This window comes from Pseudomonas sp. ZY71, assembly GCF_036542145.1.
GTDB lineage: Bacteria > Pseudomonadota > Gammaproteobacteria > Pseudomonadales > Pseudomonadaceae > Aquipseudomonas > Aquipseudomonas koreensis_A.
The window spans coordinates 2,678,869-2,702,777 of sequence record NZ_CP144274.1; the positions used below are offsets into that span (position 1 = coordinate 2,678,869).

Annotated in this window: 24 protein-coding genes; 8 read left to right on the forward strand and 16 right to left on the reverse strand. The window is 60.3% G+C overall.

The window, feature by feature from the left end; all coding sequences use genetic code 11:
* Positions 1-891, reverse strand: a complete 891-nt coding sequence (locus VY732_RS11980) for a LysR family transcriptional regulator (RefSeq protein WP_331695496.1) — start codon at positions 889-891, stop codon at positions 1-3.
* A 203-nt stretch (positions 892-1,094) separates the two neighbouring features.
* Here VY732_RS11980 and VY732_RS11985 point away from each other — a divergent pair, with 203 nt between their 5' ends.
* A complete protein-coding gene (locus VY732_RS11985; RefSeq protein ID WP_331695497.1) occupies positions 1,095-2,639 on the forward strand; it encodes an MFS transporter in 1,545 nt (514 codons plus the stop codon).
* A gap of 313 nt (positions 2,640-2,952) precedes the next feature.
* On the opposite strand, the gene VY732_RS11990 is transcribed toward VY732_RS11985, so the two are convergent.
* Positions 2,953-4,344: an aldehyde dehydrogenase family protein gene (locus VY732_RS11990; protein ID WP_331695498.1), complete on the reverse strand. Its 1,392-nt coding sequence runs from the start codon at positions 4,342-4,344 to the stop codon at positions 2,953-2,955.
* A gap of 103 nt (positions 4,345-4,447) precedes the next feature.
* Here VY732_RS11990 and ptrR point away from each other — a divergent pair, with 103 nt between their 5' ends.
* The 3 genes from ptrR to VY732_RS12005 all read left to right on the forward strand — a co-directional run bounded on the left by ptrR (position 4,448) and on the right by VY732_RS12005 (position 6,660).
* Positions 4,448-5,326: a putrescine utilization regulator PtrR gene (ptrR, locus tag VY732_RS11995; RefSeq protein ID WP_116029165.1), complete on the forward strand. Its 879-nt coding sequence runs from the start codon at positions 4,448-4,450 to the stop codon at positions 5,324-5,326.
* Between the two features lie 83 nt (positions 5,327-5,409).
* Positions 5,410-6,090 carry a M24 family metallopeptidase gene (locus VY732_RS12000; protein WP_331695499.1) on the forward strand — a complete coding sequence of 227 codons (681 nt, stop codon included), beginning with the start codon at positions 5,410-5,412 and terminating at the stop codon, positions 6,088-6,090.
* A 141-nt stretch (positions 6,091-6,231) separates the two neighbouring features.
* On the forward strand, positions 6,232-6,660 hold the full coding sequence (locus VY732_RS12005; RefSeq protein WP_077573316.1) for a TOBE domain-containing protein: 429 nt from the start codon (positions 6,232-6,234) through the stop codon (positions 6,658-6,660).
* Positions 6,661-6,719: 59 nt separating this feature from the next.
* Here VY732_RS12005 and VY732_RS12010 read toward each other — a convergent pair whose 3' ends face one another.
* Entirely contained in the window at positions 6,720-8,288 is a 1,569-nt protein-coding gene (locus VY732_RS12010; protein WP_331695500.1) for an aldehyde dehydrogenase (NADP(+)), read from the reverse strand.
* Entirely contained in the window at positions 8,285-8,923 is a 639-nt protein-coding gene (locus VY732_RS12015; protein WP_331695501.1) for an isochorismatase family cysteine hydrolase, read from the reverse strand. Before VY732_RS12015 ends, VY732_RS12010 begins: the two co-directional genes overlap by 4 nt.
* 98 nt (positions 8,924-9,021) lie before the next feature.
* Between VY732_RS12015 and VY732_RS12020 the strand changes: the two genes are divergently transcribed.
* The gene (locus VY732_RS12020; RefSeq protein WP_331695502.1) at positions 9,022-9,519 is read left to right on the forward strand and encodes a winged helix-turn-helix transcriptional regulator; all 498 of its coding nucleotides are present in this window, start codon (positions 9,022-9,024) and stop codon (positions 9,517-9,519) included.
* A 6-nt stretch (positions 9,520-9,525) separates the two neighbouring features.
* Here VY732_RS12020 and VY732_RS12025 read toward each other — a convergent pair whose 3' ends face one another.
* Both VY732_RS12025 and VY732_RS12030 read right to left on the reverse strand, forming a co-directional pair.
* Positions 9,526-10,149: a glutathione S-transferase family protein gene (locus VY732_RS12025; protein ID WP_331695503.1), complete on the reverse strand. Its 624-nt coding sequence runs from the start codon at positions 10,147-10,149 to the stop codon at positions 9,526-9,528.
* 100 nt (positions 10,150-10,249) lie between these two features.
* Positions 10,250-11,665 (reverse strand): purine-cytosine permease family protein, encoded by a 1,416-nt coding sequence (locus tag VY732_RS12030; RefSeq protein ID WP_331695504.1) that lies wholly within the window; start codon positions 11,663-11,665, stop codon positions 10,250-10,252.
* Between the two features lie 235 nt (positions 11,666-11,900).
* Here VY732_RS12030 and VY732_RS12035 point away from each other — a divergent pair, with 235 nt between their 5' ends.
* Complete coding sequence (locus VY732_RS12035; protein WP_077573310.1) at positions 11,901-12,812, forward strand: LysR family transcriptional regulator; 912 nt, start codon at positions 11,901-11,903, stop codon at positions 12,810-12,812.
* An 18-nt stretch (positions 12,813-12,830) separates the two neighbouring features.
* Here the strand turns inward: VY732_RS12035 and argE are convergent, their stop codons facing one another.
* The 10 genes from argE to VY732_RS12085 all read right to left on the reverse strand — a co-directional run bounded on the left by argE (position 12,831) and on the right by VY732_RS12085 (position 21,382).
* Entirely contained in the window at positions 12,831-13,979 is a 1,149-nt protein-coding gene (gene argE, locus VY732_RS12040; protein ID WP_331695505.1) for an acetylornithine deacetylase, read from the reverse strand.
* Entirely contained in the window at positions 13,976-14,653 is a 678-nt protein-coding gene (locus tag VY732_RS12045) for a DUF1028 domain-containing protein (RefSeq protein ID WP_095050052.1), read from the reverse strand. Before VY732_RS12045 ends, argE begins: the two co-directional genes overlap by 4 nt.
* Positions 14,654-14,771: 118 nt before the next feature.
* Positions 14,772-15,188, reverse strand: a complete 417-nt coding sequence (locus tag VY732_RS12050; protein WP_127926852.1) for a RidA family protein — start codon at positions 15,186-15,188, stop codon at positions 14,772-14,774.
* 57 nt (positions 15,189-15,245) lie between these two features.
* Complete coding sequence (locus tag VY732_RS12055; RefSeq protein ID WP_331695506.1) at positions 15,246-16,565, reverse strand: flavin-containing monooxygenase; 1,320 nt, start codon at positions 16,563-16,565, stop codon at positions 15,246-15,248.
* Positions 16,566-16,772: 207 nt separating this feature from the next.
* Positions 16,773-17,039 carry a FecR/PupR family sigma factor regulator gene (locus VY732_RS12060; RefSeq protein ID WP_331695507.1) on the reverse strand — a complete coding sequence of 89 codons (267 nt, stop codon included), beginning with the start codon at positions 17,037-17,039 and terminating at the stop codon, positions 16,773-16,775.
* Positions 17,040-17,096: 57 nt separating this feature from the next.
* Complete coding sequence (locus VY732_RS12065) at positions 17,097-18,467, reverse strand: ATP-binding protein (protein WP_331695508.1); 1,371 nt, start codon at positions 18,465-18,467, stop codon at positions 17,097-17,099.
* Positions 18,443-19,108, reverse strand: a complete 666-nt coding sequence (locus tag VY732_RS12070) for a response regulator transcription factor (protein ID WP_331695509.1) — start codon at positions 19,106-19,108, stop codon at positions 18,443-18,445. Before VY732_RS12070 ends, VY732_RS12065 begins: the two co-directional genes overlap by 25 nt.
* A gap of 96 nt (positions 19,109-19,204) precedes the next feature.
* The gene (locus tag VY732_RS12075) at positions 19,205-19,642 is read right to left on the reverse strand and encodes a hypothetical protein (RefSeq protein ID WP_331695510.1); all 438 of its coding nucleotides are present in this window, start codon (positions 19,640-19,642) and stop codon (positions 19,205-19,207) included.
* A 27-nt stretch (positions 19,643-19,669) separates the two neighbouring features.
* The gene (locus tag VY732_RS12080; RefSeq protein ID WP_331695511.1) at positions 19,670-20,434 is read right to left on the reverse strand and encodes a COG4705 family protein; all 765 of its coding nucleotides are present in this window, start codon (positions 20,432-20,434) and stop codon (positions 19,670-19,672) included.
* A 129-nt stretch (positions 20,435-20,563) separates the two neighbouring features.
* Positions 20,564-21,382, reverse strand: a complete 819-nt coding sequence (locus VY732_RS12085; RefSeq protein ID WP_331695512.1) for an alpha/beta fold hydrolase — start codon at positions 21,380-21,382, stop codon at positions 20,564-20,566.
* A gap of 179 nt (positions 21,383-21,561) precedes the next feature.
* Here VY732_RS12085 and VY732_RS12090 point away from each other — a divergent pair, with 179 nt between their 5' ends.
* Together VY732_RS12090 and VY732_RS12095 are read left to right on the forward strand one after the other, a co-directional pair.
* Positions 21,562-22,011: a winged helix-turn-helix transcriptional regulator gene (locus VY732_RS12090; protein WP_331695513.1), complete on the forward strand. Its 450-nt coding sequence runs from the start codon at positions 21,562-21,564 to the stop codon at positions 22,009-22,011.
* 168 nt (positions 22,012-22,179) lie between these two features.
* Positions 22,180-23,886: a ShlB/FhaC/HecB family hemolysin secretion/activation protein gene (locus VY732_RS12095; protein WP_331695514.1), complete on the forward strand. Its 1,707-nt coding sequence runs from the start codon at positions 22,180-22,182 to the stop codon at positions 23,884-23,886.
* Positions 23,887-23,909: the final 23 nt, after the last annotated feature.

Consider the following 23,909-nt stretch of genomic DNA (forward strand, 5'->3'; position numbering starts at 1 on the left):
CTAGTGCCGGTTGCGTACGAATTCGATAAACGCCTTCAGCGCTGCCGGCACATGACGGCGGCTCGGGTAGTACAAGTGCAGACCCGGATAGTACGGGCACCAGTCTGCCAACACTTGCAGCAAACGCCCGCTGGCTAGGTGTTCGCTGACCATGTCTTCGAACACATAGGCCAGGCCCAGCCCTTGCAGCGCGGGCCCGACCATCAGGCTGACATCGCCAAGAGTCAGCGGGCCATTGACTTCGATTTCCTGGGCGATGCCGCCGCGCTCGAGCTCCCAGCGATACATCGAACCGCTGGGGTAACGGTGGCGGATGCACGGCAGTGCGTGCAGGTCCTCGGGCTTTTGCGGTGCCGCGTGGCGTTGGAAAAACGCTGGGGAACCGACCACCACTGAACGCATCGTCGGGCCGATCGGCAGCGACACCATGTCGGCCTCCAGGCGATCGCCGAAGCGCACACCGGCATCGAAGCCGTTGGCGACGATGTCCAGCAGCGCATCGCTCTCGACCACCTCCAGACGAATGTCCGGGTACAGCTGCAAAAACTCACTGGCAATTGGCAGCAACACCAGTTCGCAGGCTTGCCGCCCCGAGGTGATGCGCAAGTTGCCCGAGGGTTTGTCGCGGAAATGGTTGAGATCTTCCAGCGCATCGTCGATGTCGCGGAATGCCGGTTTCAGTCGGGCATACAGGCGTTCGCCAGCCTCGGTCAATGCCACGCTGCGAGTGGTGCGATTGAACAGGCGCACGCCGAGGCGGTTTTCCAGCGCCTTCACCGAATGGCTCAGGGCGGAAGGCGTGAGGCCCAGTTCGATGGCGGCTTTGCTGAAATTCAGATGTTGCGCGGTACACAGGAACACGGACAGATCTGCCGCCGAAGGTGATTTCATCTGTGAACGCCTTTCACAAAGTCATGCAAAATTATTGGGATTATCGCATCAGTAGCACGGCTTTAAAGTCGCATCAACGTCGACAAGATTTGAGGCTGCTCGCTTTCTTTTTTATCGACTGGAAACGGTGGTGGATTTTTCTGCGGATTTCGCGCCTTATTCGCTGCGTTATGCAGCTTTTGGATTGCTCAAAGGATGGAATGATGAACGCTATGACTCAGCCGCACGGAGCGCGCGACAAGTTGCTCATACTCGCGGCCGTGTGCCTCTCGGCACTGATCCTGCCGTTAAGTTTTACTGGCGGCGCTGTAGCGACACCGGCCATCGGTCGTGACTTGGGCGGCAGCCCGGTGGCGCTGACCTGGATCACCAATGCGTTCATGTTGACGTTCGGCAGTTTGCTGATGGCCGCCGGCGCATTGGCTGATGTTTATGGACGCAAACGCCTGTTCACCTTCGGCATGTTGCTGTTTACCGCGGCCTCGATCGCGCAGAGCCTGGCGCCTTCGGTGTTCTGGCTGGACGTGTTGCGTGCCGTTCAAGGTGTGGCAGGCGCGGCGGCGCTGGCCAGTGGTTCGGCGGCGTTGGCGCAGGAGTTCGAAGGGCATGCCCGGACCCGCGCGTACAGCGTGCTCGGCACCACGTTCGGCATTGGTCTGGCCTTCGGACCCTTGGTGGCCGGGGCGTTGATCGAGGTCTTCAACTGGCGGGCGATTTTTGTCTTTACGGCGTTGATTGGTGGGATCGCGATGGTCTTCGGTCTGCCACGCATGCGCGAAACCCGTGATCCGGAGGCCAAAGGGCTGGACTGGCCGGGCACGCTGCTGTTCAGCGCAATGCTGGCGCTGTTCACGTTTGGCCTGATTCAGGCGCCGGACAGCGGTTGGGGCAGTCCGCTGGTCATCGCTTTGCTGGGTGCTTCGGCGGTGTTGCTGGCGACGTTCGTACTCGTCGAAATGCGTGTCGAACGGCCGATGCTCGATCTGACCCTGTTCCGTTATCCGCGATTCATTGGTGTGCAGATGCTGCCGATCGGCACTTGTTTCTGCTACATCGTGCTGGTGGTGATGTTGCCGCTGCGTTTCATCGGCGTTGAGGGCTTGAGCGAGATCGATGCCGGTCTGCTGTTGCTGGCGTTGTCGGCGCCGATGCTGGTGGTGCCGATGCTCGCCGCGTCGCTGGCGCGTTTTATTTCCGCCGGCATTTTGTCTGGCGCCGGGTTCCTGATTGCCGCCGTGGGCCTACATTGGCTGAGCCTGTACACCGTCGGTGAGGCGAAATTTGCGTTGGTGGTGCCAATGCTGCTGATCGGTGTTGGCGCAGGTTTGCCGTGGGGGTTGATGGATGGTTTGTCGGTCAGTGTCGTGCCGAAAGAACGTGCCGGCATGGCGGCGGGTATCTTCAGCACCGTGCGGGTGGCGGGTGAGGGGATTGCCCTGGCGATTGTCGCGGCAGTGCTGGCGTCATTGCTGCACGCTGATCTGTCGAGTGCGGTACACGCGCTGACGGGTAGCGCCGAAGCCTCGTTGATTGCCGAGACCGCGCACCGGGTGACCACGGGTGATATGGCGCATGCGATCAACACGGTTCCGGGGCTGGCCAACGGGCGTCTGGTGGAAGGATATGCTGCAGCGTTTCAGTATCTGTTGCACATCCTGACGGTGGTCACGCTGGTGTCGGCGGCGGTGGTGTTGGGGTTGTTGAGCAAGGATCGCAGCGTCGCAGACCCACAACAGGCCACCGCATAAACCCGATGTGGGAGCGAGCCTGCTCGCGAAAGCGTTCAATCATTCAACATTGATGTCGACTGACACGACGCCTTCGCGAGCAGGCTCGCTCCCACAGGGTTTTGTGTCGGGCAGGAATGATGGGGTTACACCGATCAATGTAGGAGTGAGCCTGCTCGCGATGTCGGTGGTTCAGACAATGGAGATGGTGACTGTGCCGGCCTCATCGCGAGCAGGCTCACTCCTACAGGGTTTTGTGTGAGCAAAGAAAGTGACAGCACTGCTGAGTATTGTGAGAGCTGGCTCGCTCCCACAGGGTTTTCCGGTGTCTGGATTATTTGCGATCCAGCCAAACGGTCTGGGCGTTGCAGAACTCGCGCACGCCGAAGTGCGACAGTTCACGTCCGAAACCGCTCTTCTTCACACCACCAAACGTCACGCGCGGGTCGCTGGCGGAGTAGCCGTTGATGAACACGCCGCCGGTGTCCAGTTCGCTGGTCAGTTGCTGGGCCAGTGCGACGTTGGCGGTGTAGATCGTTGCGGTCAGGCCGAACTCGCTGTCGTTGGCCAGGGCCACGGCATGCGCGCAATCACGGGCGGTGATGATCGACGCGACCGGGCCGAACAGTTCCTGTTTGAACGAGGTCATGCGGTCGGTGACGTCGGCCAGCACGGTCGGCTCGTAGTAGTTCCCCGGGCCTTCGGATTTGCCGCCGCCGAGCAGCAGGGTGGCGCCTTCTTCCAGAGTGTCGCGCACTTGCTGGTCGAGCTCATCACGCAGGTCGAAGCGTGCCATCGGGCCGATGTAGGTCTCGGCAGACAGCGGATCTCCGACCTTCAATTTACGCGTGGCCTCGACGAATTTACGGGTGAACTCTTCGACCACGCCTTCTTCGATGATCAGGCGTTTCGCAGCGGCGCAAACCTGACCGGAGTTCTGATAGCGACCAATAACGGCGGCTTGCACCGCCTCATCCAGATCGGCGTCGTTGAGCACGATAAACGGATCGGAACCGCCCAGTTCCAGCACGCATTTTTTCAACGCGGCACCGGCCTGAGCACCGATGGCGATACCGGCACGGACGCTGCCGGTCAGGGTCACAGCGGCAATGCGCGGGTCAGCGATGGCGGTGGAAACGCCTTCAGGGGTGACGTTGATCACTTCAAACACGCCATCGGCGAAACCGGCACGGGTGAAGGCGTCGCGCAACAGGTAGGCGCTGCCCATCACATTCGGCGCGTGCTTGAGCACGTAAGTGTTGCCAGCGATCAGCGCCGGCACGGCACCGCGCAGCACTTGCCAGATCGGGAAGTTCCACGGCATTACTGCGAGAATCGGGCCGAGCGGACGGTACTCGATGCGCGCCTTGCCGCCTTCAACCTGAGTCGGTTCGGCATCGAGCATGGCCGGGCCGTGTTCGGCGTACCACTCGCAGAGCTTGGCGCATTTCTCGATTTCACCGCGAGCCTGGGCGATCGGCTTGCCCATTTCCAGGGTGATCATGGTGGCCATGGCATCGCTGGTTTCACGCAGCGCACCGGCGAGGGCGCTCAACAAGCGCGAACGATCCTGCAGCGGCTTGCGCTTCCATTTGCCGAAACCATAAGCGGCGCGAGTCAGTGCCGCGTCGAGGGCGGCGGCGGATTCAAACGCGTAATCACCGATCTGCTCGCCGTTGGCGGGGTTGATCGAGATAGCGTGGGTCTGGCTGGAAATCTGGCTCATGGCGTCGTCCTGCAGGTTCGTCGGATGAGCCTAGAGTAGGGTGGTGTTTGTTTTCTGGAAACTGAATAATAAAGATCGTTTCTTTCACGATTGGAGAATGACTGTGGATCTGGTGCAGCTGGAAATCTTCAAAGCCGTTGCCGAACACGGCAGCATCAGCGCCGCCGCCGCGCAGATCCATCGCGTGCCGTCGAACCTGACCACGCGGATCAAGCAACTTGAGCAGGATCTGGGCGTTGATCTGTTTATCCGCGAGAAAAGTCGTTTGCGTTTGTCCCCGGCGGGGTGGAGTTTTCTTGAATATGCACGACGGATTCTCGACCTGGTGCAGGAGGCCCGGGCGACGGTGGCGGGCGAGGAGCCGCAAGGCGCCTTTCCGTTAGGCTCGCTGGAAAGCACAGCGGCGGTGCGCATCCCCGAGTTGCTCGCGGCGTACAACCAGTTGCACCCGAAAGTCGATCTCGACCTCTCGACGGGGCCATCGGGGACGATGATCGACGGTGTGCTTTCCGGGCGACTCGCGGCGGCATTTGTCGACGGCCCGGTGCTGCATCCAGCGCTGGAAGGCGTGCCGGCGTTCGAGGAGGAAATGGTCATCATCGCCCCCATCAACCATGCGCCCGTCAAGCGCGCGGCGGACGTAAACGGCGAGAACATTTATGCCTTCCGTTCCAACTGCTCCTACCGTCACCACTTTGAAAAATGGTTCAGCACTGACGCTGCCGTACCGGGCAAGATTTTCGAAATGGAGTCCTATCACGGCATGCTCGCCTGCGTCAGCGCCGGTGCCGGACTGGCGCTGATGCCGCGCAAAATGCTGCAGAGCATGCCCGGGAGTGCGACCGTCAGCGTCTGGCCATTGGCGGCGGATTTTCGCTATTTGACCACTTGGCTAGTGTGGCGACGGGGCACGGTGTCGCGCAGTCTGAGCATGTTTGTGCGTTTGCTGGAAGAGCGCGGGGTGGTGCGTGCAGAAGAGTAATTGACACTTTGTGTCATGGTTGTATCTTTATCGGCGTTTCGCAATATAAAAAACTATACAGCGCAGCCATGAGGAACAAACAAATGACCACAGCCCTAAGCGAAAAAGCAGTTCTGAGCGGTAAAGAAGCCGTTGGCGAAGGTTTTGTGCTGGAAACCATGCGCCATGCCCAGCAATTGACCTGGAAGGCCGTCGACGCCATTGCTGCGGTGATCAAACCGGGCATGCTCGAGTCCGAGGCGACGGCGCGCGGCAAGGAAATCCTCGCCGAACTGGGCATGGACCGGATCTGGCATCCGCTGTTGATCCGCTTTGGCGCCAACACGCTGAAGACCTTCAAACAGCGTTCCGACGGCGATCCGGTGCTGGCTGAAGAAGACATTTTCTTCATCGACATGGGCGTGGTCTGGCAGGGGCATGAAGGTGATGCGGGCGCGACATTCACTACCGGATCCGACCCGGAAATGCTCGCTTGCGCGGCTGCTTCCAAAGAACTGTTCAACCGGGTTGAAGCCTTCTGGCGTCAGGGCGTTTCCGGAGTGGAGCTTTATCGCTATGCCTGTGATCAGACCGAGGCGATGGGCTGGGTGCTGAACCTGAATATCAAAGGCCATCGGGTCAGCGATTTTCCTCATGCGGTCCATCGCGGCGGCGATCTGGGCGATTTCGAACAGGCACCGAATGCCGGCGTGTGGATTCTGGAAATCCAGATCTCCCATCCCACGCGGCCGTTTGGCGCTTTCTATGAGGACCTGCTGATCTGAGCCGTGCTGATTTTTTGAGGCGTGCTTTTATGTAGGGGACGTGACAACAGAGCGCAGCGCTGTAGTTGTTTTTATATAGCGCCAACTTCGATGATGCACGCCGTTTCCTAACTCCAAAGTCAAAAAAACAGGACGTCCATCATGAAAGTCAGTGCACGCAACGTATTCAAAGGCAAAGTCAGCAATGTTCAGGCCGGCGCGGTCAACGCCGAAGTGGTACTGACATTGGCTGGCGGTGAGCAATTGGTTGCCGTCGTGACCATGGAAAGCATCAAGAACCTCGGCATCGCGGTGGGCAAAGAAGCCGTCGCGCTGGTCAAGGCGCCATGGGTCATGCTGATGACCGAATCCAGCGACATTCGCCTGTCGGCACGCAACTGCCTGGAAGGCAAAGTGCTGAGCGTGACCGATGGCGCGGTCAACGCCGAAGTGGTCATCGAGCTGGCCGGTGGCTCGAAGGTTTACTCGATCGTGACGCGCGATGCCGTTGCCGAGCTGGGCCTGGCCAAGGGTGTTAGCGCGACGGCAGTGATCAAGGCTTCGCACATCATTCTGGGTGTGCCGGCCTGATTGATTTTGCAATAAAAAATGCCGGGCTCTTGAACAAGAGGCCGGCATTTTTTTGCCTGTCAAAAGGCCCCGTCGATACTGCGTGGCACGTTCAGCGGATTACCTTCGCGCAACACTTCTGGCAGTAACTCATCCGGAAAACCCTGATAAGCCACGGGCCGCAAGAAGCGCTCAATCGAAGTCATGCCGACCGAAGTGAAGCGGCTGTCAGATGTAGCCGGAAAAGGGCCGCCGTGCACCGTAGCAAAGGTCACTTCCTGTGGGTGGGCGAAGGCGTTGACCACGATGCGTCCAGTGCGGCGTTCGAGAATCGGCAGCAGGCGCCGCGCCAATCCCAGATCGACACTTTCAAGGTGAATCGCCGCGCTGAGCTGTCCCTTGAACGAACGGGCGATTGCCAGCAGCTCAGCTTCATCACTGACCGATACCAACAGTGCCGACGGGCCAAACACTTCGTGGGCCAACCCCGGTTCGCTGAGCAATTGGTGTCCCTCGACTTCCAGCAACGCAGCACGTCCGGCGAACGTGGCATCGGCTGGCGTGCCTGTCGCGATCACCTGCGCGCCGGCACCTTCCATCACCCTCAGACCCGCGACGTAGGCGCCATGAATGCCCGGCGTCAGCATCGTCTGCGCCGGTGCCGCGCTGAGCCGTTTGCGCATGGCGCTGCGCAGCTCATCAAACCCCGCACCGCGGATGGCGATCAGGATCGATGGGCACAAACAGGCCTGGCCGACGTTGACCAGCATCCGTTCGATAAAGCCGTCGCCGATTTCGGCGCCGCGAGCCGCCAGTGCCTCGGGCAGGATGAAGGTCGGGTTGACGCTGGTCATTTCGGTGAACACCGGGATCGGCTCGGGACGCAATTGCGCACGGCGATAGAGCGCCATGCCGCCCGCTTCGGAGCCGGTGAAGGTCACAGCCTTGATCAACGGATGATCGACCAGCGCTTCGCCGATGGCATTGCCGCCGCCACGCACCATCGAGAAAACACCTTCGGGCAAACCCTGCGCCTGCACGGCTTTGCGAATGGCGCGGGCCTGGATTTCCGAGGCGCCGGGATGGGCGTTGTGCGCCTTGAGAATCACCGGCGCCCCGGCCGCCAGTGCCGACGCGGTATCGCCACCCGCCACCGAGTAGGAGATCGGGAAGTTGCTCGCGCCGAAAATCGCTACCGGACCGATGGCGATTTTTTGCAGGCGATGATCCATCCGTGGGCGCGGCTGACGCTGAGGTTGCGCCGGGTCGATCGCCAGTCGCAGAAAGCGGCCCCGGCGCACCTCATCGGCGAACTGGCGGAACTGGGTCGCTGCTCTCAACGCTTCGCCCTCAAACTGAGCTTCGGGCAGTCCGGTTTCCAGTGCCGCGCGTGCCGCCAGTTCGCTGCGTACTTCATCGAGATTGTCAGCGATGCTCTCGAGAAACGCGGCACGCTCGGCCAGCGAGGTGTGGCTGTAGTGGTCGAACGCGGCATCAGCGAGTGTTGCAGCCTGATCAACCTGGGCCGCACCGCCGAAAGCGAAGTCCGGTTCTATCCGTTGATCGGTGGCCGGGTTCAGCGCTTTCATCGTTCCTGCGGTGGCGGCAACATCCGCCGCGCCGATCAGCAAATGGCCGGTCAGATTCATTGCGCTTCACCCTGTGATTTGAGGTTGGCAATCAGTTCGTCCGTGCTGGCAATCACGTGAGCGAATGTCGGGCCGTTGAGCTCGTGGGCGGCGTGCATCATTTCTGCTTTGAAGGCCGCTGTTGCATCGCGTACGAGGGTGACGTGGTAGCCCAGTTCCGAGGCATAGCGCGCGGTGGCTTCGATGCAGGTGTTGGCCAGCAGGCCGACGATGATCACGTGGGTGACGCCTTGCTGCTTCAGGCGAAAATCCAGGTCGGTGTTGGCGAAACCACTGGAACCCCAGTGTTCCTGAACCACGATATCGCCGTCCTTCGGCGCAAAATCCGGGTGCCATTCGCCGCCCCATTCGCCCCGGGCAAAATGATGCATGTGCATGATTTTGCATTGCGTCGGGGTCGGGTGATCCCAGGTTTCGTAGTCGCCTTTTTCCCAGCGGTGATGGGGTACGATGACCACCGGAATTTTCAAGTCGCGCACGGTGCGGTCGAGTTTGCGCAGGTTGTCGAGCAGGCCGTTCTGTTCGGCCATGGGTTTGATCAGAGGGAAAATCTTGCCGCCGTCCGACAGAAAATCGTTGTACGGATCGACCAACAGGTAGGCGGTTTTGTCCAGTGGATAGGGGGTATTCGACATGGCTGCTTGCTCCGGCAATGAGATTATCGGTGCACAGGGCTTGTCCTGGCATCGTGTAGATATGATAATCATAGTAACTGTAAAAGAGGCAAGCCCTGATGGCAGTAAACGATAGTCTTCCTGACACGCTGTGCCCGATCTCCCGGGCCGAGACGATCGTCGGCGACCGCTGGACGGTGCTGGTTTTGCGCGAGTTGTTCATGGCCAATCATCGTTATGACGAGATCCAGGCGCAGACGGGCGGTACGCCGCAGATGGTCGCCGCGCGTCTGAAATGTCTGGAAGCGGATGGGTTGGTCGAACGACGCTTGTACAACGAGCGACCGAAACGCTACGAGTACCACCTCACCGCGAAAGGCGAGGCGTTCTACCCGGTGATCATTGCGCTGCGGGCGTGGGGAGAGACCTGGTGCAAAACACCGGAGGAGGGACTGGCGGTGAACATGACCCACAAAAGCTGCAACCACAGCGCCGGCCTCGGGCCGCTGTGCGATCACTGTGGCGAACCCTTGCGTCGGGAAGATTTGATCAGCCAGCCACAAGAAGCTTACGCCGCTGAGCGACAGGCGCGGCGTGAGGCGTTCAAAGGCAAATAACCTCGATCACGGCGTACCGTTTCGACCGTGCAGTACGTAGCCGGGGCGCAGGCTCAGGCGCTCGTAATAGGCCTTTACCGCGGCAAAATCCGGGTGAGCCAATGGTGTTTCGAACCAGCGGTTCACCGACAGTCCGATGGGAATGTCCGCCAGTGAAAACGTCTCGCCGCTGACGTAGGCGCCGGTCTTCTCCAGTTGTCGGTCGAGGATGACCATGTTCCGCGCCCAGTCCCGGCAACCGGCTGCCAGAGCGGCGCTGTCCTGATGCTCCGGCGACTGGCGCACCAGCGACAGAAACGCGTACGACCACGAGCGATTCAGCTCCGAAGCCTGCCAATCGATCCACTGATCAATCCGCGCCCGCGCCATCGGCTCCGTCGGATAAAGCTGCGTGCCGTCGTAGCGCGAGACCAGATAGCGAATGATCGTGTTCGATTCCCACAAGGTGAAATCACCGTCCTGAATCACCGGCACCATGGCACAGGGATTGAGCGCGAGAAACTCCGAATCGTTCGTCGATCTGAACCCCGATCCCCAGTCTTCACGCTCGAAAGGAATGCGCAATTCAGCGCAAGTCCACAGCACTTCGCGCACGTTGATCGATGAGGCTTTACCGAGTATTCGCAGCATTGGATGTCCCTTTCCTCAGAGTCTTCAGGCTTGAAGAAATACCATACCGAAATAAAGAAGGCCCGCACTAAGCGGGCCTTGGTTTTTCATCAAATCAATCTCACAGACTGCTCGCCAGTTTCCCGCCCATCATCCGCCGACGGTAGGACGTGTCCCGATTCGCCAGCCAGAAATACAGCGGCGAGGTCACCAGCAGTCCCACCAGCCATGACAGATCCGCACCGTTGATGTGTGCCGACACCGGGCCGACGCACAACGGCGTGTTCATGAACGGGATCTGCACGGCGATGCCGATCGCGTAAGCCAGCAGCGCCTGCGGGTTGTAGCGGCCGTAGATGCCGCCGTCGACCTGGAAGATCGACTGGATGTCGTACTGGCCTTTGTGGATCGCGTAGAAGTCGATCAGGTTGATCGCCGTCCACGGCACTAGCACCACCAACAACACCAGCACCATGTCGACGAAGTGGCCGATAAAGTCTTTCGACGCGCCGACGGCGGCAAAGCAGCAGGCCAGCAAGACGATGATCGAGATCACTGCGCGGCTCTTGGCGGTAGGAATCCAGCGGTAGGCGAAGGTCTGCACCAAAGTGATCAGCGACAGCACCGCGCCGTACAGGTTGAGGGCGTTGTGGCTGATCACGCTGAGCAGGAACAGCACCAGCATCAGCGGGCCAATAGAGCCAGTGGCGAGTTTCACCGCGTCCATGGTGTCCATGCCGACTGGCGTTGCCAGCACCGCGACGGCGCCGAAAATAAACGCCAGACTCGAACCCAACGCTGACCCCAAATAGGTCGTCCAGAAGGTCGAAGAAACCTTCACGTCGGCCGGCAAGTACCGCGAATAATCGGACACGTAGGGCGCAAACGCGATCTGCCACAGCGCGGCCAGCGACACGGTGGCCAGCCAACCGGAGAGGTTGAAGCTGCCCCGGGTGAGGAAGTCATCGGTTTGAATATGAGTGAATATGTAGCCGAAACCGACGACGATGCCGATCCCCAGCACCCACGTGCCGATGCGGTTGAGCACGTGGATAAATCGGTAGCCGATGATGCCGATGATCCCCGAACCGACTGCGCCGATGACGATGCCGACCGGCACCGGAACGCTGTCGACCACGCCATGCAGCGACTTGCCGGCGAGCACGATGTTGGAGGCGAAAAAGCCGATGTACATGACGCCGGCAATCAACACCACCAGCAACGCGCCAAGAGAGCCGAACTGCGCGCGGCTCTGGATCATTTGCGGGATGCCCATCTGCGGGCCTTGCGCCGAGTGCAGTGCCATCAGCACACCACCGACCAGATGGCCGACCAGAATCGCGACGATGCCCCAGAGCAGATTCAAGTGAAACAACTGCACGCCCAGCGCACCGGTGACGATGGGCAACGGCGCGATGTTGCCGCCGAACCAGAGCGTGAACAGATCCCTGACCTTTCCGTGGCGATCTTCGGGGGGCACGTATCCTATCGTGTGTTTTTCAATCAGCGGAGCGGAGAATGCTGCAGGGGTAGCCATGACGAACTCCAAGGCAAGGATGAGTACGTGGACGTACTTCGGCAAGCGCCGGCACGGGCGGCGCATTTCTTGTTGAAGCGATCATGTGCAAAGCGTCGGGATAGATAAATTAGTAAGTTTGTTGCTTCAGACCTTAAAAAAAATATGCTTCGGCTGGCGCCCGTGTCCGGTATGTTCAAGTTTGATCGTGCGCCAGGGAAACAGGGCGAACACTCGCGCTCTTTTGGAGACTCATATGGCCGCCTACAACCTGCGCCAGCTCAAGTATTTCGTCACCACCGCCGACTGCGGCAGCGTTGCCGAGGCCTCGCGCAAGCTCTACATCGCGCAGCCGTCGGTTTCCACCGCTATCAAGCATCTGGAAGAAAGCTTCGGTGTGCAGTTGTTCATCCGCCATCACGCCCAAGGCGTCTCTCTGACGCCCAGCGGTTCGCGCTTTTATCGCAAGGCGCTGGAGCTGCTGCGGGTGGCTCACGAGTTCGAACAAAATGCGCTGGCTGACAATGACGTGGTAGCGGGGCAGATCGATATCGGCTGTTTCGAAACCGTCGCACCACTGTACTTGCCGCGCTTGATCGCCGGCTTCAAGGCGCGCTGGCCGGGGGTGGAAATCCGCATTCGTGATGGCGAGCAACAAGAACTGGTGCAGGCGCTGACCGCCGGCAGCATCGACGTGGCGATGCTGTTCGAGCACGATCTGGACAGCACCATCGAAACCGCACCGCTGATGCCACCGCAACAGCCTTACGCTTTGCTGCCGGCCAGCCACCGTTTTGCACAACAGGCCAAGGTCTCGCTGGATGATCTGGTGCTGGAACCGATGATCCTGCTCGACGTGGTGCCGAGCCGCACCTATTTCGTGAGCATCTTCGAAGAGCGCGGCCTGACGCCGAACATCGTCTTCAGCTCACCGTCGATCGAGATGGTGCGTGGCATGGTCGGCAATGGTTTCGGCTTTTCGATTCTGGTGACCAAACCGTTCAGCGACTACACCTACGACGGCCAGCAAGTCGTGTGTGTACCGCTGGCGGAAAACGTCACCGGTTCGGGATTGTCGGCGGCCTGGCTGCGTCGTGTGCAACTGACCAAACCGGCGCAGTTGTTTGTCGATCATTGCCGCGAAGAGTTGGCCCGACTGCACCCGTGAGTGCCGTCGAGCCGCTGGTCAGAGGCTGATAAACGCCAGCATCCGCTGGAGCATGGCATCGCACGCCTGCAACTGTTCGAGGCTGACAAACTCATCGGGTTTATGGCCCTGGTCCATGCTGCCGGGACCGCAGACCACCGTGGGAATCCCCACCGTATCAAACAGTCCACCCTCGGTACCGAACGCTACAGTGCCGAAATCCTTTGAACCGCAGAAGACCGAAATCAGTTCGGCGGCCTGGCTTTGCGCATCGGTGGCCAGCCCCGGATACGCGGACAAGGCGCTGAAGCGAATATCACTCTGCGCACTGACCGCGCGCATACGCGGCAGCACTTCGCGTTCGGCATAGGCTTTCAGCGCCTCGGCAACCAGCGCCGGATCCTGTGAGGGCAGGGCGCGGATCTCGAAGTCGAATCGGCAATCGGCCGGAACGATATTCAAGGCTTTGCCGCCGCTGATCACGCCGGTCTGCACCGTGCTGTAGGGCGGATCGAAGCGCGCATCATGATGCTCAGGCGCTTTCAGTTGCTGGCCGAGACGGCCCAGTTCAGCGATCAGTTCGGCGGCGTATTCAATCGCGTTGACCCCGAGCGGCGTATAGGCCGAATGGCACGGATGGCCCTGCACATCGCAGCGCATCGCCAGTTTGCCCTTGTGGCCGAGCACCGGTTTCAATTCGGTCGGTTCGCCGATGATGCACAGCAGCGGTTTGATCGGTCGCTGCTGCAAGACCTTCAGCAGCGAGCGCACGCCGAGGCAGCCGACCTCTTCGTCATAGGACAAGGCAATGTGCACCGGCATGCGCAGCGGCGTTTTAACCAGTGACGGCACCAGGGCGAGCACGCAGGCGATGTAGCCCTTCATGTCCGCCGTGCCACGGCCGTACAGTTTGCCGTCGCGTTCGCTCAGTTCGAACGGCGGCAGCGTCCACGGCTGGCCATCGACCGGCACCACATCGGTATGCCCGGACAGCACAATGCCCGGTTGATCCACCGGGCCGATCGTGGCGAACAGGTTGGCTTTGCTGCGCTCATCGTTATAGATCAGCGCACACGGCACGTCGAAACCCGCGAGGTAATCGCGGACGAACTCGATCAACAGCAAGTTGGATTCACGGCTGGTGGTATCGAACCCCACCAGCACTTTGAGCAACTCGACGCTGTTCATCGGTCATCACCGGCCACGCCATAACCTGGCGCTTTCGCCGGATCGAGGGCGCGGTCGATGTAGTCCTGAAGCTGAGGCTCGTAAGCGTTCCAGAGTTTTTGCAGTTGGCCGATCGGATCTTCATCGGCCCAGTCGACGCGCAGGTTGACGATCGGCCAGGTCTGCTCGCCGACCACCACGACAGCGGCCGAATGCACCGGCCCGGCTTCGCCACCGAGAGCTTGTGCGGCGTGCAGCGCTTTGAGCAGACGATCAGCGAGTTGACCTTCACCATCCTCAAAGGCGCTGACCATGGCTTCGATCACCGAACGCCCGGCGAGCATGTTGCCGGCGGCGACGCATTGTTCGCCGCTCACGGCGTTGTGCACGCCGAGGGTTTGCGCACCGCTGAAATGTGCGGTCTGGCCGAGGTGGTTGATCGCCGTGATCTGGCGGTACTGGCTGTAGCCGTTGCGCGTGAGGACTTTGTCCAGCGCATCGTCCGGCGCCAAACCTTGCTCCATCAGCGCAAGAACTTCCGGGCCGAGAGACGGCAGGGTGATGTTCTGGCTCGACACTGCGCCAACGCCCGGCAGCAGCCACGGGCAACGGGCACCGACGGCGATGCTGGAGGAACTGATGGCGACACCGAACTGGCCGGTTTCGGCGCAGCGGGCTGTGATTGAAAAGGTCATCTAATGAACTCCTTGTGTGTCTGGACTGGCCTCTTCGCGAGCAGGCTCGCTCCCACAATGAAATGCATTCCCTGTAGGAGTGAGCCTGCTCGCGATGGCCACAACTCGGTTTCCTGACTTACTCAGGAATCACCGCAATCACATCAATCTCCATCAACCACTGCGGCTGCCCTAGCGCCGACACCACCAGCCCGGTGGAGATCGGGAACACGCCTTTAAGCCACTTGCCGACTTCGCCATACACCGCCTCGCGATAACGCGGGTCGATCAGGTAGGTGGTGGTTTTGACGATGTGGCTCATGTCGCTGCCGGCTTCTTCGAGCAGTTGCTTGACGTTGCGCATGGCCTGTTCGGCTTGTGCACGCGGATCACCCAAACCGATCAGATTGCCGTCGAAATCGGTGCCGACCTGCCCACGGACATACACCGTGTTGCCTGCACGCACGGCCTGGCACAAATCGTTGTCCAGCGTCTGGTTGGGGTAGGTGTCTTTGGTGTTGAACATGCGGATGCGAGTGTGGGTTGGCTTGCTCATGTGCAGCTCCTGAAAGAGGGGTTGCCCGGCGCAATCGGCGCCGGAGCGAAAAGGACATCAAGCGTCGACGGTGTCAGCGGCCTTGTTGTGGGCGTTCGAATGCAGCGCGGCTTCACGCTGCTCGGCATCGCGGTAGTCCAGGTACTTGCGCTGAGTGGCTATGTGATCGGCGACGTGTTTGGCGTCGTGCCACACGCCCCAGATAAATGACGAGCCACGGCGCGACTGCCATGGCAGACCGAGGAAATACACCCCCGGCTCACTCGACACGCCGCGCTGATGCACAGGCTTGCCCTTGTCATCGAACGCCGCGACTTGCAGCCACGAGTAATCCACGGCGAACCCGGTGGCCCAGATGATCGAGGTCACGCCAGCCTTGGCCAGATCGAGATCGGCCAGCGGATTTTTCACGCACTCAGGATCCGGAAAGGTTTCGCGCGCCTCCGGTTCTTCCGGTAGATCAAGGCCGTTGCGCTCGATGTAGGTATCGGCGGCGTCCAGCAGCGCCAGATAATTTTCGTCGCCGCGAGTGAGGTTGCCGACCAGGTCCTGCTTAAAGGTCACCACGCCGTTATTGAACGATTCGGTGACGCCAACCAGGGTCATGCCGCGATGGGCCAGACCACGGAAATCGATGGTGCGCCCGCCATGGGCGCCGCTGACCGCGATGGTCACATGCTCGCGACCGGGTTTCATCGCCGCTTGATCCCACTCGCCGAGCACACCCAGCCACCAGCAGAAATCCCGGTTGCGATAAGCGCGAGGCGGGCGGTCGTGGGCGCCAACCGACAGGTAAACCTGCTTGCCGGAACGTTGCAATTCATCGGCAATCTGCACACCGGAGGAACCTGCGCCCACCACCAATACCGCGCCTGCCGGCAATTGCTTCGGGTTACGGTAGTCAGCGGAATGGATTTGCAGCAGACGTTGGTCTTGCGGGGCAATCGCCGGGATCACCGGTTTCTGAAACGGACCCGTGGCGGCGACCACACGGCTGGCTTCGATCACGCCTTCGGAGGTCTCGACGGTGAAACCCGGGCGACCGACATTGCGCACCACGCTTTTCACCTCAACGCCGGTGCGGATCGGCGCATTGAATTTCTTCGCATAGGCTTCGAAGTAATCGGCTACGCGCTCTTTCGGGGCGAAACCGTCGGGATCGACGTCATCGAATTCCAGGCCGGGGAAGCGGTCGTGCCACGCCGGGCCGTTGGCCACCAGCGAGTCCCAGCGCCCGGTGCGCCAGCGTTCGGCAATGCGATTGCGCTCCAGCACCAGGTGCGGCACACCGAGTTTGCTCAGGTGCTCGCTCATCGCCACGCCCGCTTGGCCGGCACCCACGATCAGCGTGTCTGTTTTTATTATTTCAGGGGTCATCTCTACATCCTTCCTAGCAAGGCAGTGGGATTCGGGCCGCTGTTGGCTTGTCCGTTTGGCTTGAGGTCAGACTAGGGAGGAGGGGGGTATCGGTAAAATATTATTAAGCTGGGATGTGAAGATAAAATTCTGATGCAGACGGGGGAAAGCCTTTGAATACTGTGGGTTGAGCGCTATGAAGGGGGGCAGGAGCGGCAAAACCTGCCCCTACATTTCGCGACTGCCTTTGTGCATCGATGCATCACCGGACAGGAGCTTTTTCGCCGGCCCGGGTTCTTCCGGCAATTGTCCGCTGAGATCCCAGATCTCGAGCATCTTTGCGTACTCGAAAGCGTGGCGCGGATCGAGCTGAATCCAATGCTGGAAATCCTGCCGGTCAGCAGGTGAGCAATCATCGTCGTTCAAGCGCATGCACCAGTCGGCGGCTTGAGTAAGGATGTCTTCGTCCATTTCGCCAAGGTCGGAAGAGGTCATGAGCGGGTTCCTGATTAGCCGAATAACGCACCCTACGAAGCGGATTGGGAAAAAATGTCAAAACGGCGTGATGGTTTTCTCGGTGCGTTTGAAACGGACCGTCACACACAGCCCGCGCTGCTGGCATTCGTCAGTAAAACTCAAGTGAATGCTGGCGCCTGTGCGCTCGGCAATGGCCCTGACGATGGACAGTCCCAGCCCGGAGCCGGACACCTCGGTGCCGAGGCTGCGGTAAAACGGATCGAACACCCGCTGTTGTTCTTCAACGCTGATGCCTGGCCCCGAGTCCTTGACCTGCACAATGGCGGCATCCTGTGTTTGTGTCACCGACAAATCAATCTGGCTGCCTTCGGGGCTGTAGCGGATAGCATTGTCGAGCAGATTGCGGACCAGTATCGTCAGGTCCATTTCATTGATCAACACCTGCACGTCCTCAAGGCTTTCGACGCCGATATCGATATGTTTGCGCTCGGCCAAAGGCATTGAGTCTTCCAGCACCCGGCGAAATACCGCATGCACGGAGATGCTTGTCTGAGGCCGCTCCACGCTCGATTGCGCCGCTGCCAACGCCAGCAATTGATCGATCAGTTGACGACTGCGCTCAATGCCTTGAGTCAGCGGCAGCAAACGCTCAAGAGCCGCCGTCGGCATGTCGCTGGCCGCCAGACGTTCGGCTTGCAACGACAGGGCGGTCATCGGTGAGCGCAGTTCGTGCGCGGCGTCGGCAACGAAGCGGCGTTGGCTTTCCATCGACGTCGCGACCCGTCCCAGCAAGCGATTGATGGCTACCACGAAAGGGCGGATTTCGCTGGGCAGATGTTGTTCGTCAATCGGGTGCAGTGCTTGCTGGTCACGCTGGTCGATCTCATCGGAGAGCACGGCGATCGGTCGGAAGAGCTTGCGCACCAGATCGCCCACGACCAATAGCAATACGGCAAACAGAATCAAAAACGGCAACAGGCTACGCCAGGCGCTTTCCCGCGCTTCGCGGTCACGGATGCCGGTTTCCTGAGCCACGACAATGCGCTCGCCACGGGCGGTGGTCCTGACCATCGCGCGGAAGTCTTCACCGGCAATGGTTACCGTCGCCAAACCGTCAGCGAGCGTGGCAGGGAAGGGCAGCGGAATGACGTTGTCGTCGTTGCCGCGCGCCAGGCGTCCGTCGGCAAGGTACTGGACGATGACGCGCGATTCCTCATCGTCGCCCGCCAACGGCTCGGCAGCGGGATAGCGCAGGGTCATCTGTTGGCGATCGAACAGCATGGCCACTTGATGCAGGTGCGCGTCCTGCATCTCGTGGGCTTCGTCGAGGGCGGAGAAAAACGCGAAGACCCCGGCGAGCACCGCGATGATCAGGATGGCGACGGACAGCGTGAACGACAGGCGCAACTGAACCGAATCATTCAGGCGCTTTTTGAAACCATCCATCCCATTCCCCTGACGTTCTTGATCACGTGGTTACCCAGTTTTCGTCGCAACGCATGGATCAGAAACTCCACGGCGTTGCTTTCCACTTCATTGCCCCAGCCATAGATTCGATCCTCCAGTTCACTGCGCGACAGAATCGCCCCGGGCCGGATCAGCAAGGCTTGCAGCAGGGCAAATTCGCGGGCGGAAAGTTGCACCTCGTCCGCCTCGGCGGTGCGCGCTTGTTTGGCCAGCAGGTCCAGCGACACCACGCCGTTGTCCAGCACTGACTGCGCGCTGCCGCCCTTGCGTCGTAACACCGCACGCATGCGCGCGAGCAGTTCGGCCATGGCAAAGGGTTTGAGCAGGAAGTCGTCGGCGCCGCCGTCCAGTCCGCGCAGGCGCTCATCAAGACCCTCGCGGGCGGTGATGATCAACAGCGGCACAGGATTGTTGCGCGCGCGAATGCTGTCGAGCACATCGAGGCCGTCCTTGCCGGGCAGACCGAGGTCGAGCAGCACCATGTCGTAGGCTTGCGTGTCCAGTGCCGCGAGGGCAGTGAGGCCGTTTTTCACCCAGTCGGTGGCGTAGCTCGCATCGTCCAGTGCGCCCTGTATCGCATCACCAATCATCGGGTCGTCTTCGACCAGCAATATCCGCATGTCCCGCTCCGCAAAAAAAGGCGCCACGGTCGAGACCGTCGCGCCTGTATTGAAGCACCTGAGCCGGCGTTTGTCCGCCACCGGCGCAGCGCACGGTCATGCCTGACCTTTCATCGAATCGAATGCCTTGAGCACGTCGTCCATCGCCGCTTTGCAGTCACTTTGCTTCGGCGAGCTGGCGCGCAGGGCGTCAAGGGCGCGGTCGATGGCTTTGTCGAGCACGTGCCAGTCGCTTGCTGCACGCGGCTTGATCCCGGCTTCAGCGGAATCCCAGGCCGATTCCAGATCCTTGATCCGCGCCTTGGCGCCCCGCAGATCGTTTTTATCGACGAGGACGGCGACGTCGGCGGCGATGCTGCGGAACTCGCTCAGGTCGCCGAGCTTCGAGCCTGATTGCGTCGGCGCGCTCATTGACGTCGTGGCGGCACCGCCCGCCGGTTTGTCCGCCGGTTTCGAGCAGCCGGCGGCGATGCCCAGCAGAACGATCGAGGTGACGATGGCAACGTGACGAATGGCATTTTGAAAGGGACGCATGATGATTCCTCGAATAGACATTGAAGGTTACTGAGTAAGGGTTTTGCGGTTGCCGACGCTGATCTGCGCGACAGCCACGAGCAGAACGATGACGGTCAGAAAAATCGCGCTGGTCCAGGCCGCGCCCATACCGAGGCCGCCATAGGTTTTCGCCTGGGTCAGCAGATCGCCCAGAGAAGCGCCGAACGGCCGGGTCAGGATGTAGGCGACCCAGAAGGTCAACACCACATTGGCGCCCATGCGCCAGGCGATCAGGGTGGCGGCAATCAGTGCGCCGAAAATCACTGCGCCAAGGGTGAAGCCCAGGCCCAGTGCTTCGGTGGCCAGATCACCGGCGGCGGTGCCGAGGGCGAACGTACACAGCACCGTGGTCCAGTAGAAAAGCTCCCGGCGCGGGGTGTTGATTTCACGGATCGATAGACTGTGTTCGACCCGATACCAGAGCACGAAATTGATCGCCAGCAGCACTGAAAACACCGCGGTGCTGATGTACAGACTGATATCGAGCATGTCGGTCATGATGTCGGTGATCTGCGTGCCGACGATGCTCACCAGCACCACGGTCAGCCAATAGATCCACGGCGTGTAGGTGACTTTGCGCATTTGCAGGAACAGTGCGCCGCCCAGCAGCAACGCCATGCCGAGGCTGGTCGGGCCGGCGCCGAAACCGACGTCCACGGCGAGAAAGTCCGCACCGGTTTCACCGACGGTCGTCGACAGAATCTTGATCACCCAGAAGGCCAGGGTGACCTCGGGTACTTTGTTGAGCCATCCGGCTTTCGCGGAATTCATGGGCGGGGGCCTCTCCTGAGCAGCGCTGAAGGTGCGCAGGAGAGACATTAACGAGGGAAACTTAGCTGAGACTGAGGGGAGCACAAAGTCCGTCAAACGGATGTTGACGGACTTTGCTGCGCTGAGTTTTCAGCGCTTGAGGAACGCCAGCAAGTCCTCGTTCAACGCCTGCGCATGCGTCACCGCAAAGCCATGCGGTGCCCCGGCGTAAACCTTCAACTCGGCACCCTTGATTTGCGCCGCCGCCTGTTTACCGGTGGTTTCGAGCGGCACGATCTGATCGCCGTCGCCATGGATCACCAGCGTCGGCACGTCGATCTTGGCCATGTCCGGGCGGAAGTCGGTTTCCGAGAACGCCGTGACGCAATCCACCGTGCCTTTGAGCGAGGCCATCAGAGCGATATTCAACGTTTGCGTGAGCACGCCGTCGGAGACTTTCTGGCCCTGATTGGTGCCATAGAACGGCGCGGCGAAATCGGCGATGAACTGCGCGCGATCCTTCAGCAGGCCGGACTTGATCCCGTCGAATACCGAGCTGTCGACGCCCTGCGGGAAATCGGCTTTTTTACCGAACAGTGGCGTCACGGCGCCCAACAGCACCAGACCGGCAACCCGCTCGCTGCCATGGCGGGCGATGTAGCGGCTGACGTCGCCACCACCCATGGAAAAGCCCACCAGCGTCACATCGCGCAGGTCGAGATGGTTGATCAGTTGCGCGATGTCATCGGCGAAAGTGTCGTAGTCATAACCGGTCCATGGCTGATCTGAGCGGCCGAAACCGCGACGATCAAACGCAATGGTGCGATAGCCTCGGCTGCTCAGGTATTCCATCTGGTATTCCCACATGTCGGCATCCAGTGGCCAGCCATGGCTGAACAGCACGGGTTTACCGCTGCCCCAGTCCTTGTAATAGATCTCGGTACCGTCTTGTGTGGTGAAGGTGCTCATGGAAACTCCTGCTTTAGGGTTCGCTGCCGAAATGGCGGCATTCACTATCAGCGCAAAGCGATCCGGCTACTTGTATGCAGGTGCTGGTTTTGCGCAGTTCAGTCGTGGATCCGCGCCAGAGTTGTATGATGCAACCCTGAGCCGCACAGCTGTCCACTGATTCGAGGGAGTACATTTACGTGAAACGCAAAAGTTTGCAGGGCAATGCCTGCCCGGTCGCCCGCACGCTGGACCTGATCGGTGACTGGTGGTCGCTGCTGATCATTCGTGATGCGCTGGACGGCATCCGGCGTTTCAATGATTTCCAGAAGAGTCTGGATATCGCCAAGAACATGCTCAGCGCGCGCCTCAAGGGGCTGGTGGAGCAGGGGATTCTGCAGGCGATGCCAGCCGCCGACGGCGGGGCTTATAAGGAATACGTGCTGACAGAGCGTGGCAAAGCCCTGCAAACAGTGATCGTCGCGCTGTCGCAGTGGGGCGGTGAATTCATGTATGCGCCGGGTGAGCCAGGGTCGGTGATGGTTGATGCAAAGGATCGTCAGCCAATTCGCAAGCTGCAATTGACGGCGGCCGATGGTCGCGTGCTGGCCCCGGAAGACGTCGCGACGCGGCTGGGCGTTGAACACTGAAAGGCGGCGCTGATTAATCAGGCTATGCCTCGCGGGACTGCGATCCCATTTGTACATTCCTCGTTACAAACCCGACAAATGGTCGAAACGATTGTTTGACGTCAAAATGATGGCCATCTAATATCGCGCCACTATTTTGATGTCACTTTTCGTCTCGAGGGATCGAACATGTCCTCACCCGCCCTCGTGGCGAGGTTGTGCGTAGCGTTGCTGTGCCTGTCTCCACTCCAGATTGCCGTAGCGGCCCCTACACCCGGTGACACCGACCTTATCCGTGACCGCCAGAATCGCCTGCTCGAAGAACAGCAGCGGCGCCTCGAAGAACTCAAGGATCTGCCCGGCAGGGACGTCAAGCCTGCGCAACCGGCTGCCCCCACCGATACCCGTTGTTTCCCGATCAAAGACATTGAGCTCAAGGGTGCCGACAGCCTGTCGGACAACGAAAAAAACCGTCTGCTCAAGCCCTATATCGGTGAGTGCCTGGGCGTACCTCAGCTCAACGAGCTGCTCAAGGTCATCACCGATTACTATATCGAGAAAGGCCTGGTCACCAGCCGCGCCTACTTGCCGCAGCAGGATCTGTCCAGCGGGCACCTGCAAGTGCTGGTGGTCGAAGGCAAGCTTGAAGGCATGAAAGGCGCGGAAAACAGCCAGCTCTCGGAGCGCGAACTGGCCATGGCCTTTCCCGGCAAAACCGGTGAACTGGTCAACCTGCGCGAGATCGAGCAAATGGTCGATCAGCTCAACCGCCTGCCATCCAATCAGGCAAAAATGGAGCTGGCGCCGGGCCAGAACGTCGGTGGCAGTGAAGTGCTAGTCACCAACACGCCGCAGAAACCATGGCGAGTCGGGCTGTCGCGCAACAACGACGGCCAGCGCAGCACCGGCGAACAGCAATGGGGCACCACGTTTGACTGGGACAGCCCGCTCGGCCTGACGGATCAGTTGAGCCTGCGTGGCGGTCACGACGCGATGACTGACCATCAGCACACCTCCAACAACGCCATGCTCAATTACAGCTTGCCGTGGGGCTGGTGGACCTTCAGCTACACCTACAGCCAGAGCGAATACCGCTCGCAAATTGCCGCCAACCTCTACAACTTCAAACAGACCGGCGACAGCGAAAACCATCAGTTGCGCGCCGAGCGGGTGATCCATCGCGACGCCGTCAGCAAGACCTCGCTCAGCGCGGGTCTGTCGTATCTGCGCACCAACAACTTCATCGAAGACAGCAAACTCAAACTGAGCAGCAACCGCATCAGCGAAGCGCAGTTCGGCTTCAACCACGGTCGTCGGGTCGGCAGTGCTTTCGTCAACTTTGACGCGGGCATGCAGGAAGGTATCGGCGCCTTCGATGCGCAGGGCAGTCACGACCCCGGCCCAAGCGAGCCCAATGCACGCTACCGCAAATACACCGCAACCCTGAGCTACTTGCAGCCGTTCAAGCTATGGGGCGAGTCGTTCAGCTTCAGCAGCCTGATGACTGGCCAGCGCAGTGAAGACGTGCTGTTCAGTCCGCAGCGCACCAGCCTCGGCGGCTCGTCGTCGATCCGTGGCTACAAGGATCAGTCGCTGTCCGGCGACAGCGGTGGTTACTGGCGCAATGATTTGCGTTGGTCGCGCCCGGTCACTGTCGAGTGGCTGCAACCGGTGTTTACCGAGTACGGCACGAGTCTGGGTTACGACCAGGGCGTGATTCAGAACAACCAATACAACGGTGATCAGCACGGGCGCATGTCGAGCAACTCGCTGGATCTGTTTGCCCGTGGCAAACACCTGTCCGCCGGGGTGACGTTTGCCCATTCCCTGGAACGCCCGGATGCGCTGACCGAGCGTGAAGCACCGATCTACTTCCGTCTGGAATTCTTCCTCTAAATACCGCCTGCCCCGAGATTCTG

Coding starts and splice junctions, on each gene's coding strand:
- VY732_RS12025 (WP_331695503.1), bottom strand. CDS start 10,149: ATGCTGCGAATACTCGGTAAAGCCTCATCGATCAACGTGCGCGAAGTG.
- VY732_RS12075 (WP_331695510.1), bottom strand. CDS start 19,642: ATGCGTCCCTTTCAAAATGCCATTCGTCACGTTGCCATCGTCACCTCG.
- VY732_RS12010 (WP_331695500.1), bottom strand. CDS start 8,288: ATGAATCTGACCGGCCATTTGCTGATCGGCGCGGCGGATGTTGCCGCC.
- argE (WP_331695505.1), bottom strand. CDS start 13,979: ATGAACAGCGTCGAGTTGCTCAAAGTGCTGGTGGGGTTCGATACCACC.
- VY732_RS12035 (WP_077573310.1), top strand. CDS start 11,901: ATGGCCGCCTACAACCTGCGCCAGCTCAAGTATTTCGTCACCACCGCC.
- VY732_RS11985 (WP_331695497.1), top strand. CDS start 1,095: ATGAACGCTATGACTCAGCCGCACGGAGCGCGCGACAAGTTGCTCATA.
- VY732_RS12045 (WP_095050052.1), bottom strand. CDS start 14,653: ATGACCTTTTCAATCACAGCCCGCTGCGCCGAAACCGGCCAGTTCGGT.
- VY732_RS12065 (WP_331695508.1), bottom strand. CDS start 18,467: ATGGATGGTTTCAAAAAGCGCCTGAATGATTCGGTTCAGTTGCGCCTG.
- VY732_RS12070 (WP_331695509.1), bottom strand. CDS start 19,108: ATGCGGATATTGCTGGTCGAAGACGACCCGATGATTGGTGATGCGATA.
- VY732_RS12080 (WP_331695511.1), bottom strand. CDS start 20,434: ATGAATTCCGCGAAAGCCGGATGGCTCAACAAAGTACCCGAGGTCACC.
- VY732_RS12055 (WP_331695506.1), bottom strand. CDS start 16,565: ATGACCCCTGAAATAATAAAAACAGACACGCTGATCGTGGGTGCCGGC.
- VY732_RS11980 (WP_331695496.1), bottom strand. CDS start 891: ATGAAATCACCTTCGGCGGCAGATCTGTCCGTGTTCCTGTGTACCGCG.
- VY732_RS12095 (WP_331695514.1), top strand. CDS start 22,180: ATGTCCTCACCCGCCCTCGTGGCGAGGTTGTGCGTAGCGTTGCTGTGC.
- VY732_RS12060 (WP_331695507.1), bottom strand. CDS start 17,039: ATGACCTCTTCCGACCTTGGCGAAATGGACGAAGACATCCTTACTCAA.
- VY732_RS12005 (WP_077573316.1), top strand. CDS start 6,232: ATGAAAGTCAGTGCACGCAACGTATTCAAAGGCAAAGTCAGCAATGTT.
- VY732_RS12020 (WP_331695502.1), top strand. CDS start 9,022: ATGGCAGTAAACGATAGTCTTCCTGACACGCTGTGCCCGATCTCCCGG.
- VY732_RS12015 (WP_331695501.1), bottom strand. CDS start 8,923: ATGTCGAATACCCCCTATCCACTGGACAAAACCGCCTACCTGTTGGTC.
- VY732_RS12030 (WP_331695504.1), bottom strand. CDS start 11,665: ATGGCTACCCCTGCAGCATTCTCCGCTCCGCTGATTGAAAAACACACG.
- VY732_RS12085 (WP_331695512.1), bottom strand. CDS start 21,382: ATGAGCACCTTCACCACACAAGACGGTACCGAGATCTATTACAAGGAC.
- VY732_RS12000 (WP_331695499.1), top strand. CDS start 5,410: ATGACCACAGCCCTAAGCGAAAAAGCAGTTCTGAGCGGTAAAGAAGCC.
- VY732_RS12050 (WP_127926852.1), bottom strand. CDS start 15,188: ATGAGCAAGCCAACCCACACTCGCATCCGCATGTTCAACACCAAAGAC.
- VY732_RS11990 (WP_331695498.1), bottom strand. CDS start 4,344: ATGAGCCAGATTTCCAGCCAGACCCACGCTATCTCGATCAACCCCGCC.